14 protein-coding genes are annotated in these 11,675 nt (G+C 66.1%); 6 read left to right on the top strand and 8 right to left on the bottom strand.

Annotated features, from left to right (window positions below; all coding sequences use genetic code 11):
- Window positions 1-9: 9 nt before the first annotated feature.
- From PNI01S_RS06340 to PNI01S_RS06320, 5 genes are all read right to left on the bottom strand, one after another.
- A complete protein-coding gene (locus PNI01S_RS06340; protein WP_084357644.1) occupies window positions 10-741 on the bottom strand; it encodes a dienelactone hydrolase family protein in 732 nt (243 codons plus the stop codon).
- A gap of 89 nt (window positions 742-830) precedes the next feature.
- Window positions 831-2,735: a molecular chaperone HtpG gene (gene htpG, locus PNI01S_RS06335; RefSeq protein WP_084357643.1), complete on the bottom strand. Its 1,905-nt coding sequence runs from the start codon at window positions 2,733-2,735 to the stop codon at window positions 831-833.
- Between the two features lie 119 nt (window positions 2,736-2,854).
- Window positions 2,855-4,099, bottom strand: coding sequence for an MFS transporter (locus PNI01S_RS06330; protein ID WP_084357642.1), 1,245 nt, complete (start codon window positions 4,097-4,099; stop codon window positions 2,855-2,857).
- On the bottom strand, window positions 4,100-4,546 hold the full coding sequence (locus tag PNI01S_RS06325) for a PaaI family thioesterase (RefSeq protein WP_084357641.1): 447 nt from the start codon (window positions 4,544-4,546) through the stop codon (window positions 4,100-4,102). It abuts the gene before it with no gap.
- The gene (locus tag PNI01S_RS06320; protein ID WP_024762427.1) at window positions 4,543-5,016 is read right to left on the bottom strand and encodes a PaaI family thioesterase; all 474 of its coding nucleotides are present in this window, start codon (window positions 5,014-5,016) and stop codon (window positions 4,543-4,545) included. The genes PNI01S_RS06325 and PNI01S_RS06320 overlap by 4 nt, the downstream gene beginning before the upstream one ends.
- Before the next feature lie 160 nt (window positions 5,017-5,176).
- On the opposite strand from PNI01S_RS06320, the gene PNI01S_RS06315 reads away from it, so the two are divergent.
- Entirely contained in the window at window positions 5,177-5,398 is a 222-nt protein-coding gene (locus PNI01S_RS06315; RefSeq protein WP_024762428.1) for a hypothetical protein, read from the top strand.
- Between the two features lie 65 nt (window positions 5,399-5,463).
- Here PNI01S_RS06315 and PNI01S_RS06310 read toward each other — a convergent pair whose 3' ends face one another.
- The 3 genes from PNI01S_RS06310 to PNI01S_RS06300 form a co-directional block, all read right to left on the bottom strand.
- Window positions 5,464-6,225, bottom strand: coding sequence for a DUF599 domain-containing protein (locus PNI01S_RS06310; RefSeq protein WP_084357640.1), 762 nt, complete (start codon window positions 6,223-6,225; stop codon window positions 5,464-5,466).
- 179 nt (window positions 6,226-6,404) lie between these two features.
- Entirely contained in the window at window positions 6,405-7,046 is a 642-nt protein-coding gene (locus PNI01S_RS06305) for a DUF1109 domain-containing protein (RefSeq protein WP_037013133.1), read from the bottom strand.
- Window positions 7,033-7,623, bottom strand: coding sequence for a sigma-70 family RNA polymerase sigma factor (locus PNI01S_RS06300; RefSeq protein WP_084357639.1), 591 nt, complete (start codon window positions 7,621-7,623; stop codon window positions 7,033-7,035). Before PNI01S_RS06300 ends, PNI01S_RS06305 begins: the two co-directional genes overlap by 14 nt.
- 233 nt (window positions 7,624-7,856) lie before the next feature.
- Between PNI01S_RS06300 and PNI01S_RS06295 the strand changes: the two genes are divergently transcribed.
- From PNI01S_RS06295 to PNI01S_RS06275, 5 genes are all read left to right on the top strand, one after another.
- The gene (locus tag PNI01S_RS06295; RefSeq protein WP_084357638.1) at window positions 7,857-8,144 is read left to right on the top strand and encodes a BufA1 family periplasmic bufferin-type metallophore; all 288 of its coding nucleotides are present in this window, start codon (window positions 7,857-7,859) and stop codon (window positions 8,142-8,144) included.
- A gap of 16 nt (window positions 8,145-8,160) precedes the next feature.
- Window positions 8,161-8,994, top strand: a complete 834-nt coding sequence (bufB, locus tag PNI01S_RS06290; RefSeq protein WP_084357637.1) for an MNIO family bufferin maturase — start codon at window positions 8,161-8,163, stop codon at window positions 8,992-8,994.
- A complete protein-coding gene (locus PNI01S_RS06285; RefSeq protein ID WP_024762432.1) occupies window positions 8,991-9,746 on the top strand; it encodes an HvfC/BufC N-terminal domain-containing protein in 756 nt (251 codons plus the stop codon). Before bufB ends, PNI01S_RS06285 begins: the two co-directional genes overlap by 4 nt.
- A 10-nt stretch (window positions 9,747-9,756) precedes the next feature.
- Window positions 9,757-10,224, top strand: coding sequence for a DoxX family protein (locus PNI01S_RS06280; protein WP_024762433.1), 468 nt, complete (start codon window positions 9,757-9,759; stop codon window positions 10,222-10,224).
- A gap of 225 nt (window positions 10,225-10,449) precedes the next feature.
- Entirely contained in the window at window positions 10,450-11,673 is a 1,224-nt protein-coding gene (locus tag PNI01S_RS06275; RefSeq protein ID WP_420902308.1) for a chloride channel protein, read from the top strand.
- The last annotated feature ends 2 nt before the right edge of the window (window positions 11,674-11,675 follow it).

The raw sequence follows: 11,675 nt of genomic DNA, 5'->3' as shown, positions 1-11,675 counted from the left end.
CCGATGCCGTCAGGCGCCGAAGCGCTCCTCCAGCAGGTCGAACATCGCGGCGAAGGCACGGCGCGCCACCTTGGCGTCGTACTGCATCTTGCCGGGAATCTGCGCGTGCGGGTCGGTGAAGGAATGCGCGGCGCCGCCGTAGCTGGTGAGTGCCCAATCCACCTTGGCGTCGATCATCTCCTTGGCGAACTCGGTCAGTTGCTCGCGCGGCACGAAGGGATCGATGGCGCCGTCGAGGACCAGTACCGATCCCTTGATGTTCTGCGCATCGGCCGGGTTCGGCGTATCCAGGGTGCCGTGGAAGGACACCGCAGCCGCCAGCGGCGCGCCGTCACGGGCCAGCTCCAGGGAGCAGCAGCCGCCGAAGCAGAAGCCGAAGGTGGCCAGCTTCGCGGTATCCAGCGGCGCCTTGTCGGCCTGTTCCAGCAGGGTCTTCAGCGAAAGCTGCATGCGCTTGCGCAGCAATGCACGGTCGTTCTTCAGCGGCATCATGGCGGCGCCGGCCTGTTCCGTGCCATTGGGGCGCACATCCTTGCCGTAGAGATCGGCCACCAGCACCACATAGCCGCGCTCGGCGACCTTGCGGGCGATATCCACTGCGCCCTGGCTGACGCCCATCCAGTTCGGCGCCATCAGCAGGCCGGGACGCGGCGCGTTGCTGGCGGCATCGAATACCAGTTGGCCTTCGAAGGACACGCCATCGAGGCTGTAGGCGACAGGTTGCACGCTGATCTGGCTCATTCGGGTAGTCCCCTTTCGCTTGTCGGTGTAGTTGATCGAGTACTGGAAAAACACAAAGCCCGCCGAAGCGGGCTTTGGGCTGGTTCAGCTTAGGCGGAAAGTTCCACCAGCAGCTTGTTCAGGCGGCGCACGTAGGCGGCCGGGTCCTTCAGGCTGTCCCCCGCAGCCAGGGCGGCCTGGTCGAAGAGGATGTGGGTCAGTTCGCCGAAGCGGTCTTCGTCGGCTTCCGCGTCGAGCTTCTCGATCAGCGGGTGGGCCGGGTTGAACTCGAAGATCGGCTTGGCTTCCGGCACCTTCTGCCCGCTGGCCTCGAGGATCTGGCGCATCTGCAGGCCCAGGTCCTGCTCGCCGATGGCGAGGATCGCCGGCGAGTCGGTCAGGCGGTGGGAGACACGCACCTCGGCGACTTCATCGCCCAGTGCGGCTTTCAGGCGCTCGGCCAGGCCTTCCTTGGCCTTGGCGATCTCTTCCTGAGCCTTCTTGTCCTCTTCCGAGTCCAGGCTGCCCAGGTCCAGGTCGCCACGGGCGACGTCGACCAGTTGCTTGCCGTCGAATTCCGGCAGGTAGCTCATCAGCCACTCGTCGATGCGGTCGGTGAGCAGCAGCACTTCGATGCCTTTCTTGCGGAAGACTTCCAGGTGCGGGCTGTTCTTCACCTGGGCGAAGCTCTCGCCGGTGAGGTAGTAGATCTTGTCCTGGCCTTCCTTCAGGCGGTCGATGTAGTCGGCCAGGGAAACGCTCTGCTCGCCGCTCTCGTCGCTGGTGGAAGAGAAGCGCAGCAGGCCGGCGATCTTGTCCTTGTTGGCGAAGTCCTCGGCGGGGCCTTCCTTGAGCACCTGGCCGAAGTTCTTCCAGAAGCCCTTGTAGGCCTCGGCGTCATTGCTGGCGAGTTTTTCCAGCATGTCCAGGGAGCGCTTGGTCAGCGCGGACTTCATCGAATCGACGATGGGGCCGGACTGCAGGATCTCGCGGGAGACGTTCAGCGACAGGTCGTTGGAATCCACCACGCCCTTGATGAAGCGCAGGTACAGCGGCAGGAACTGGTCGGCCTGGTCCATGATGAACACGCGCTGCACATAGAGCTTCAGGCCGCGCGGGGCCTCGCGGTGGTACAGGTCGAACGGCGCGCGGGCCGGAACGTACAGCAGCGAGGTGTACTCGAGCTTGCCCTCGACCTTGTTGTGGCTCCAGGTCAGCGGGTTCTCGAAGTCATGGGCGATGTGCTTGTAGAACTCCTGGTATTCCTCGTCCTTCACCTCGGTGCGCGGACGGGTCCACAGGGCGCTGGCACGGTTGACCACTTCCCACTCGGTTTCAGCCGGCTTGTCGGCCTCTTCCCCGTGGTGCTCCTTCGGCAACTCGATGGGCAGCGCGATGTGGTCGGAGTATTTCTTGATGATGTTGCGCAGGCGCCAGCCGTCGGCGAACTCGTCCTCGCCGTCCTTCAGGTGCAGGACGATGCGGGTGCCGCGCTCGGCTTTCTCGATGGTGGCAACTTCGAACTCGCCCTCGCCCCTGGACGACCAGTGCACGCCTTCGCTGGCCGGTGCACCGGCACGGCGGCTGAACACATCGACCTGGTCGGCGACGATGAAGGCACTGTAGAAGCCCACGCCGAACTGGCCGATCAGGTGGGAATCCTTCTTCTGGTCACCGGAGAGGTTCTTCAGGAAGTCGGCGGTACCGGACTTGGCGATAGTGCCCAGGTGCGCGATCACTTCCTCGCGGCTCATGCCGATGCCGTTGTCTTCGAGGGTGACGGTCTTGGCGTCCTTGTCGAAGCTCACACGGATCTTCAGCTCGGCGCCGCCTTCGAGCAGCTCGGGCTTGGCCAGGGCCTCGAAACGCAGCTTGTCGGCCGCGTCGGAGGCGTTGGAAATCAGTTCGCGAAGGAAGATTTCCTTGTTCGAATACAGGGAGTGAATCATCAGGTGAAGCAGCTGCTTCACTTCGGTCTGGAAGCCCAGTGTTTCTTTTTGAGTCTCCGCGCTCATCGTTTCTCGCTCCGAGGGTGACAAATGCCGCGTCGTGCGGCCGATGTCAGCGAGATGGGGGCTTCCCGAACCAATTCAAGGGGTTGGAGAAAATTCGCCGGCAAATGACCGGCGAAAGGTCAGCGCGCCGGCAGTTCGATGTCGGTCACTTCGCTGGGACGCAGCGTGTAGCTCGCCTCGCCCGGGCCATCGATGACCTGGCGGATGACGATGCGGCCATCGACATCGAGGCCGACGAAGACGCCCTCGGCAACCCGGCCGCGCTCGGTGGTCACGCGCATGCTGCGGTTGACGTAGCGCTGCGGTGCGGACAGCAGGCGCTCGATGGCCAGGCGACCGCTTTCCGGCGCCTGCGGCACAGGGGCACTGGATTTCGCCGGCGTGGCGGCCGCAAGGGGGGCAGCAGCGACGTTCGACGCCTTCATCCGCGGGTAGCGGTCGTCCCGCACACCCCAGCCGCGCGTGGGGGTCTTCTCCAGCGTGACCTGCAGGTCCTGCGGCGCGCCGCCTACCTCGACGGTCAGTGCAACCTCCTGGGAGGCACGCTGGGTATCCAGGGCAGGCATGCGGGTGACGGCGACATCACGACGCGCAAAGCGGCGCTGCAGGTAGTCCTGCAGTACATAACGCAAGGTATCGCGGGAGTCGAAGCGGGTATCCACCTCGCCATCGCGATAGCGCAGGCGGTCGGTGAAGACTTCGATGGTGCCCGAAAGCGTGGTCTGCATCTGGGCCGGCAGCACCAGGTGGAAGGCGCCCTCCAGGCGGTTGGGAGCCTTCGGCGTCAGGTCCAGGTGCAGGCTGTAGCCATGCTGCAGACGGACCGCTTCGGGCAGGTCCTGGCCTGGCGCGAGCCAGCTGACTTCGATTTCCGGCAGGCGTCCCTTGTCGTCGGGCAGCACGTCCAGCCTGAGCGGGCCGCTGAGCGGCGCAGCCAGGCGCACCTGGATTTCGCGGTGAGCGTAGAAGTCCTGGCCTTCGCGCAGGCTGAGCACACCGTCGATGAACTCGGCCTGTTCGGGCACGAAGGGCTGGCCATTCAGCTCCCCGCGCAGGTTGATCGCCAGTTCAGGCTTGGCGACCGCCTCGGGCTTGAGCCACTCCAGGCGGAGGATGGCCTCCAGGCGCGCACTGTCGCGGCTGGCCAGCATCGTCAGGCCGACCACCAGCGGAATGCAGCCCAGGGCCCCGAGGGCCACGGCGCTGCGGGCCAGCCGCCAGTGGATCAGGACGAACAGCACGGCCAGCGGCGGTAACAGGCTGGCAAGCCCCCAGAACAGGCTGCGCTCGAACGCGCGGGCAATCAGCCAGACGTACCCCGCGAGGATCAGCAGCAGGCCGAGCAGGATCAGCAGCGTATCCATTCAGGCGCCATCGACCTTGAAGTGCGCGCGAGCGGTGGCGATGGGTTCGGTGCGAGTGGTCTGCCAGGCGGTAATGGCGACGTTCGCCACGCGCCGGCCCTGGCGCCAGACCTGGCACTGCGCGTAGGTATCGCGGAAGTGCCCGGCGCGCAGGTAGTCGATGGAGAAGTCAATGATCTTGGGCATGTGCGGGATGCCCATGAACATCAGCAAATGCAGCAGCGCCGAGTGCTCCATGAAACCGGCGATCACCCCGCCATGCAGGGCCGGCAGCGTGGGGTTGCCGATGTTTTCCGGGTTGGCCGGCAGGTGGAAGATCGCATCGTCGCCCAGGCGCAGGCAGCGGATGCCGAGCAGCCGGGCATAGGGGATCGCGTCTATCAGCGGGTCGTAGTCCTTGCTCTCGTGCGCGGCGCGCACCATGGCCTCGATGTTCACCGTGGTCATCCCTGGCCCCCATCGACGTCGCGCTTCACCGAGCCGGCGGATACCGCCTTACCCATGCGCATGAAGGTCCCGACCACATGGGCGATGGGTTCGCTGGGGTCGTCCTGATAGGCATAGCCACGGGTGAAGATGATGTTCGGGGTGACCCGGTAGCACTCGGCGAACCCGTAGACATCCTTGTGCGGCTGCGCCGGGTGCATGTAGTCGATACGCAGGTCCAGGGTCGGGCAGATCTCGAACTGCGGCAGCACGCAGACGGTGGAAATGCCGCAGGTGGTGTCCATCAGCGTGGTGATGGCGCCGCCATGAATCACGCCGGTTTCCGGGTTGCCGACAATGGCCTCGCTGTAGGGAAGCCGCAGGGTCAGGCCGGAGGCGTCTGCCGCATGCGCGCTGATGCCCAGCAACTGGCAGTGACGCAGCGCCGAAAGGAAGCGTTGGGCGCGCTCCAGGAGTGGGTTTTCGGACATGGGAGGGTCGACCGATTGACTGCACGGGGCCGCATCATACCCCGGTCGTTGTCACTCCTGCAGTGATGGAATACAGGGGCGCAGGAATATTCATTGAACTAATTCACACAAGCCTGGTTCAAAGGGCTAACACCAGGAAAGCCGCACATGGAGGCTCCGCATGAAAAAAACCCTTCCCTTCGCTCTGCTGATCGTTGCAGGTCTGGGCCTTGCCGCCTGCGACAAGAAAGAAGAGCCGAAAGCGCCGCCGGCACCGGCCGCGACCGAGCAGCCGGCTACTCCGGCGCCGACCACTCCACCGGCACCTGAAGCCTCCCCGGCCACTCCGGCTGCCCCGGCCACTGCGCCGCAGGAGCCCGCCGGCGACGAGCAGAAACAGTAAGTCGCTTGCGCTGCACAAGACAAGGCCCGCATTTTGCGGGCCTTGTCGTTTCTGCCGTTTGCCGCTCAGCCGCTGGGAGGAATGTCGTTGTCCCGTGGCGCGTCGCTCTGGGGCGTCGGCGTGTAGACCATCACATGGAGCACGCTGGAGTGGAATTCACGCTGGTACAGCACGCCCACTACACCCGCCGTCACCAGCATGAAGATCCAGGGGTTGATGAACCAGGCCAGCATCGCCAGGCCGAAGTAGTAGGTGCGCAGGCCCTGGTTGAACTGGTGCGCCGCCAGCGACACCACGCGTGCCGCGCGCTCGGCGAAGGATTTGCGCTCCAGCTCGCCGACGTTGCGCTCCCCCACCATGGGCGCCGAACCGATCAGCACCGCCGCGAAGTTGTATTGGCGCATGCACCAGCTGAAGGTGAAGAAGGCATAGACGAATACCACCGCCAGGCACAGCAGCTTCAGCTCTGAAAGCCCGCGAGTGGGCGGCGTCACGAAAGGCAGGTCGGCGAGCACCGATATCGTGCGCTCGGCCGAGCCCAGCAGGGTGAGGATACCGGCCAGGATGATCAGGGTGCTGGAAGCGAAGAACGAGGCGTTGCGCTCCAGGTTGCCGATCACGCTGGCGTCCGCCACGCGGTTGTCGCGCAGCAGCACGCGACGCATCCAGTCCTGGCGGTAGAGATGCAACACGCTGGCCAGGCACGCGGTGTCGCGGGCCTTGGTCTTGGCGTAGCGGGTGTAGCCGATCCAGCAGAAGAGGAACCAGAGGATGGCAAGCAGGTTCCAGAAATACTGGATGTCGAACAGGTCGACGACGTCGGTCATGGATTTCCTTGCGATTGGAGACGGAATGAAGTCGGTACGCAGCCGATAGACGCCAGTTTATCCCGCCAGGACACGCGCCCCCTGCGCAGGCTTACCGGTATGTGGCGCATGTCCGGGCGCGGGGGCCGCCGGGCGTTCACAAGCCTTCGCAGCCTGGTAGGCGTGTTGCCGGCACGCCCCTACCAGCGCAACAGGCGCGGCCCCAGGGCCAGGCCCAGCAGCGTAGGCAGGAGCATGCCGAGCAGGTACCACACGCCCCAGAAGGGAATGCCCATCTCCGGGCAGTGCAGGCAGTACGCCAGGGTCGAGGTAGCCCCGGCGAGCAGACCGCCAGCAGCACCGGCCAGGCGCAGCCGGGTGGGCGCCAACCCACGCAGCGCCCAGAAGACGGCGATGAATGTGGGTATCGAGAGCAGCGCAATGTTCAGCGGGCAGGTGCGCCAGGTCTTGCCCAGTATCAGCCCGGCGCGCGCTTCGGCAGGCACCGCGGCCAGCTCCACCGCGCCACCCAGCCATACCAGCAGCACCGGCAGCCCGAGCAGCAGCCACGCAGCACCGCCCTTGACCCCCGGCCGCGCCAGGCGGCTGCTCAACCCGTACGCGATCAGCGCCAGGCTGCCGGGCAGCGCGACCTTGGCCCAGAACAGCGGAGTCCGCGCGACGTCAGCGAGGTCCGCGCGCACCCCATAGAGCGCGGCCATCAGCAGTATCGCGCCCAGGCCGCCGCCCAGCAGAGCCAGAGCGAAGCGCTTGCCCAGCGCTCGCCGATCGACCGCGCTTTCGCCGGCAGCCAGCAGGTCGATCAGTTCATTGGTCTTCATCGCTTCGCAACCCTCGGATCATGTTCGCCAGGGCCTTCAGCCCGCGGTGGATGCCGACCTTCACGGCGGAACTGGAAAGCCCGGTCAGGCTTGCCGTTTCCTCTACAGACAACCCTTCCAGCTTCACATGGACGATCGGCAGGCGCTGCTTGTCCGGCAACTGCTGCAGCAGTTTGCCCAGATCGCGGCTGGCCTGCGCCGGCTGGTCGTCCTCGGTGGCGAACAGCTCGCCCTCATCGCCGTCCAGCGGATCATGCAGCGCCTCGCGACGGGCAAAGGCGCGGAAATGGTCAGCCAGCTTGTAGCGCGCAATCGCCTGCACCCAGGCCGTCAGTGGCTGTTCTGCGCGATAGGTGTGGCGGGCGTTGTGCACGGCCAGCAGGACTTCCTGCACCAGGTCCTCCACCTCGCCGGGGCGCTGCGCCAGACGGCGGCGCAGGAACGCGCGCAAGTGCGAGCCAAGGGCGGCGAGGAACTCGCGGTAGGCCGCCGCGTCACCGGCCATGCCCTGCATCAGCAGTGTCTGAAGCTGCGCTTCGCGCGCGATCAACACGTCCTGGCTGGTAGTTCGTTGCATCGGCCGTCCTGGTTACAGCGCGCAAGGAAAATCTTCCCGAGTCTGCCCCACGCTTGCTGGCAGATCGCCGGCCCGCAGAAAAAACAGGCAGCTGTTCAATACCTTAGGGCCGCCCCAGGGAAATCTCAAAAAAATCTTCAGGCGGCTGTAACCGGATCACCACTCCCGGCGAACTACTCGACAAGCCGCCGGAAGTCTCTGTGCGGCCCCACCACCCAACGGGAGACCGCACCATGAAAAACCTCACCCTCGCCACCGCCGCCCTTGCCCTTGCCGGCCTTGCCGGGAACGCACTGGCCGACGACATGAATACCAAGGCCAGCACGGGCGCGGCCATGGAGAAATGCTACGGCGTGGCCCTGGCCGGCAAGAACGACTGCAAGGCCGGCGCCGGCACCACCTGCGCAGGCAGCGCCAAGAAGGACTACGACGGCATGCACTGGAAGAACGTCCCGGCCGGCACCTGCGCCTCGATCAAGACGCCGCACGGCATGGGCTCGCTGACCCCGATGAAGTCCTGAGTGCAGGCTGCCGACCATGAACGTATCGACTCAACCGGGTGCCGGCCTTGGGCTCAAGGCCGAGCACTACGCTCAGGCGCTCGACTGCTGCGCGCGAGGGCTCTGGTTCGAAGTGCATCCGGAAAACTACATGGTCGGCGGCCCTCGCCTTGCCTGGCTGGAGCGGATCGCCGAACGGCATCCGCTGTCGCTGCACGGGGTTTCGCTGTCCCTGGCGGCGGACGCCGCCCCCGACAAGGCTCATCTGCTGCGGCTGCGCGCGCTGGTTGAGCGCGTGCAGCCCGTGCTGATCTCCGAGCACCTGGCCTGGTCCACCTGGCGCGGCCGGTACCTGCCGGACCTGCTGCCCTTCCCGCGCAGCCACGCGGCCCTGGCCCGCATCGTCGACAACATCGAGCGCACCCAGCATGCCCTGGGCCGGCGCATCGCCATCGAGAACCCCAGCCACTACCTTCGCCTCGACGGCCACGACTGGGACGAGATCGAATTCCTCACCGAACTGGCGCTGCGCACCGGCTGCGGCCTGCTGCTGGACATCAACAACGTACACGTCAGCGCGCACAATCTCGGCTTCGATGCCAAGCGCTATCTCGACCGATTCCCCGCCGCGGCCATCCTGGAAATCCACCTGGCCGGGCACAGCCACGACGAGCGCGGCGAGCTGCTGATCGACTCCCACGACGCCCCCATCGCCGAACCGGTCTGGGAGCTCTACCAGCACCTGATCCGGCGCATCGGCCCGCGCCCGACGCTGATCGAGCGCGACGACCAGATCCCCGCCTTCAGCGAACTGCTGGCCGAGCGCGAAATCGCCCAGGGTATCCTCAACCGGGCGAAGGTGGCCGCATGAAGACGTCCCTCGGCAGATTCCAGGAAGCTTTCGTCGAAGCGCTGTACCAGCGCTCTCCCCCCGGACTGCAAGGTCTGACCGAGCAGGCCGGCTTCAGCGTCTACCGCAACACCGTGCTCAAGGGCTGCACCGACGCCTTGTGCGACAACTTCCCCAGTGTCGAACGCCTGGTCGGCACCGACTGGCTGCGCGGCGCGGCGACCATCCACGCACAGCAGACACCGCCGAACGACGCTCGCCTGGTGCTCTACGGCGAAGACTTCGCCGATTTCCTCGACGCCTTCGAACCCGCGCGCGAGTTGCCCTACCTGGCCGGCGTGGCGCGTCTCGACCGCTTGTGGCTGGAAGCCTACACCGCGCCACAGGAGCCTGCGCTGCAGTGGTCCGACCTGGCGGGCATGACCGCTTCCGACCTTGCTCCCTGTCACCTGCAACCCCGCGCCAGCGCGCGCTGGCGCTGGTTCGACCAACAGCCGATCTACAGCATCTGGCGCTACAACCGCGAAGCGCTGCCATTGCCCGAAGAGCTGCCCTGGCACGCTGAAGGCGCGCTGCTGGTCGGCCATGCCGAGGGCGTCACCTGGCAGGCACTGGACGTGGGCGGTTGCGCCTTCCTCGATGCCTGCGCCAGCGGTCATGACCTCGATCAGGCATCGACCCTGGCGCTCAGGGCGCAAGCCGACCTCGACTTCACGGTACTGCTGGGCAACCTGCTCGGCGCCGCCGTGTTCCAACCGCTGAAACTCACCTGAGGAAGCCGCCATGGACATCTCCCGCAGCCACTACCCGGGCGGCGCCCTTCGCCAGCACTGGAACACCATCGCCAGCCGCCTGCAGTCCGTGCTCAGCGACTCTTTGTTGTGCCTGGTGGCGCGCCTGGGGATCGCCTCGATCTTCTTCCTCTCCGGGCGCACCAAGGTCGAGGGCATCCTGACCATCACGCCGAGCACCTACGAGCTGTTCCAGACCGAATACGTGCTGCCGCTGGTGCCACCCTATATAGCCGCGCACCTGGCGACCTACGCAGAACACTTCTTCCCGGTCCTGCTGGTGCTGGGCCTGTTCACCCGCCTCTCCGCCCTCGCGCTGCTGGGCATGACTGCCGTGATCGAAGTGTTCGTCTACCCCGATGCCTGGCCGACGCACCTGTCCTGGGCCGGCCTGCTCCTGCTGCTGATTGGTCGCGGCGCGGGCGCCTGGTCGCTGGACCGGGCATTGAAGATCGGCTGACGGCATGGCGGCTCTCGTCGACGGTCATCCTGGCTTTCCCGGTTCAGCCGGTAGCGGTCATACTCGGTCTTTCTGGGACGAAACCTCTACCCGCCGATGTCCGACTCTGACCTCCAAGATGAGCCCGATGCGCGAAGCGTTTCCGCCGCAAGCAAGCGCACGCGGCGACTGCTTCGCTCGCGCTGGCTGAAATGGCGACAGCACCTCGCGTTCTGGGTCGGCGCCCTGCTGGTGGGGCTGGTGGCCCTGGCTTTTGCCTGGCTGGCGGATCGCTCCTTCGGGTTGTTCCAGCGGATGCTGCAGGTATCGCCGTGGTTGCCGCTACTGGCAACGCCGCTGGGTTTTGCGCTGCTGGCCTGGATCACCCAGCGCTGGTTCGTGAACTCGAAAGGCAGTGGCATCCCGCAGGTGATTGCCGCGCTGGAATCGCCATCGCGGCGATTCCGTGCACAGGTGCTCGCCCTGCCGGTGGCGCTGGTACGGATGCTGTTCACCCTCGGCGCCCTGCTGGTCGGTGGCTCGGTCGGCCGTGAGGGGCCTACCGTGCACGTAGGCGCCGCGGTGATCTACGCCTTCGGCACGCGCCTGGGCCTCCACGGCCGACGCACCGTGGCAGGGCTGATCCTGGCGGGCGGCGCCGCCGGCATCGCGGCAGCTTTCAACACACCCCTTGCCGGGGTGGTTTTCGCCATCGAGGAATTGAGCCGCACCTACGAGCAGCGCTTCAGCGGGCTGGTGCTGACCGCCGTACTGATCGGCGGCGTGGTCACCCTGGGCCTGATGGGGCACTACTCCTACTTTGGCGACATCAGCGGCGGGTTGCCCACGGGCTGGGGCTGGAGCGAAGTGCCCGCCTGCGCGCTGCTGGGCGGCGTGCTCGGTGGGCTCTACGTGAAGCTGGTACTGCCGGCGCAGCACGGCTGGATCGGCCGGATGTGCGCCGTGCGAGAGCGCTTCCCGGTGCGCTTCGCTGCTGTCTGCGGGCTTGCACTGGCACTGCTCGGAGTGATTTCCGGCAACCACGTGTTCGGCACCGGCTACGAGGAAACCCGCGCCCTGCTCGACGGCAACCCGATGACCGACGCCAGCTTCCTGCTCTGGAAGTTCCTCGCCAACGTGGTCTCGTACCTGGCCGGAATCCCTGGCGGCCTGTTCTCGCCATCATTGAGCGTCGGCGCGGGGTTCGCGCCCGTGCTCTCCCTGCTGCCGGGCGTCAACCCGCAGACCTGTGCACTGCTCGGCATGGGCGCCTATCTGGCGGGCGTTACGCGCTCGCCATTGACCGCCTCGGTGATCGTGCTGGAGCTTTCCCACAGCCCGGACCTGGCCATTCCCATGCTCGCCGCCACGCTGCTGGCCGCGGCCATTTCCGGCTGGATAGCGCCGGTGTCGCTCTACCATGCCCTGGCCCGGCAGATTCTCGACAAGGTGGCGCCGAACAAGCCCTGAGT

It is taken from the genome of Pseudomonas nitroreducens NBRC 12694, assembly GCF_002091755.1.
In the GTDB taxonomy this organism is placed as follows: Bacteria; Pseudomonadota; Gammaproteobacteria; order Pseudomonadales; family Pseudomonadaceae; genus Pseudomonas; species Pseudomonas nitroreducens.
This window is presented reverse-complemented; position numbering and strand designations above follow the sequence as displayed.

What these genes read in the sequence shown, in the direction of transcription:
- PNI01S_RS06285 (WP_024762432.1), top strand. Translation starts at nt 8,991, where the DNA reads ATGAAGACGTCCCTCGGCAGATTCCAGGAAGCTTTCGTCGAAGCGCTG.
- PNI01S_RS06315 (WP_024762428.1), top strand. Translation starts at nt 5,177, where the DNA reads ATGAAAAAAACCCTTCCCTTCGCTCTGCTGATCGTTGCAGGTCTGGGC.
- PNI01S_RS06330 (WP_084357642.1), bottom strand. Translation starts at nt 4,099, where the DNA reads ATGGATACGCTGCTGATCCTGCTCGGCCTGCTGCTGATCCTCGCGGGG.
- PNI01S_RS06310 (WP_084357640.1), bottom strand. Translation starts at nt 6,225, where the DNA reads ATGACCGACGTCGTCGACCTGTTCGACATCCAGTATTTCTGGAACCTG.
- PNI01S_RS06325 (WP_084357641.1), bottom strand. Translation starts at nt 4,546, where the DNA reads ATGACCACGGTGAACATCGAGGCCATGGTGCGCGCCGCGCACGAGAGC.
- PNI01S_RS06320 (WP_024762427.1), bottom strand. Translation starts at nt 5,016, where the DNA reads ATGTCCGAAAACCCACTCCTGGAGCGCGCCCAACGCTTCCTTTCGGCG.
- PNI01S_RS06305 (WP_037013133.1), bottom strand. Translation starts at nt 7,046, where the DNA reads ATGAAGACCAATGAACTGATCGACCTGCTGGCTGCCGGCGAAAGCGCG.
- PNI01S_RS06340 (WP_084357644.1), bottom strand. Translation starts at nt 741, where the DNA reads ATGAGCCAGATCAGCGTGCAACCTGTCGCCTACAGCCTCGATGGCGTG.
- bufB (WP_084357637.1), top strand. Translation starts at nt 8,161, where the DNA reads ATGAACGTATCGACTCAACCGGGTGCCGGCCTTGGGCTCAAGGCCGAG.
- PNI01S_RS06295 (WP_084357638.1), top strand. Translation starts at nt 7,857, where the DNA reads ATGAAAAACCTCACCCTCGCCACCGCCGCCCTTGCCCTTGCCGGCCTT.
- htpG (WP_084357643.1), bottom strand. Translation starts at nt 2,735, where the DNA reads ATGAGCGCGGAGACTCAAAAAGAAACACTGGGCTTCCAGACCGAAGTG.
- PNI01S_RS06300 (WP_084357639.1), bottom strand. Translation starts at nt 7,623, where the DNA reads ATGCAACGAACTACCAGCCAGGACGTGTTGATCGCGCGCGAAGCGCAG.
- PNI01S_RS06280 (WP_024762433.1), top strand. Translation starts at nt 9,757, where the DNA reads ATGGACATCTCCCGCAGCCACTACCCGGGCGGCGCCCTTCGCCAGCAC.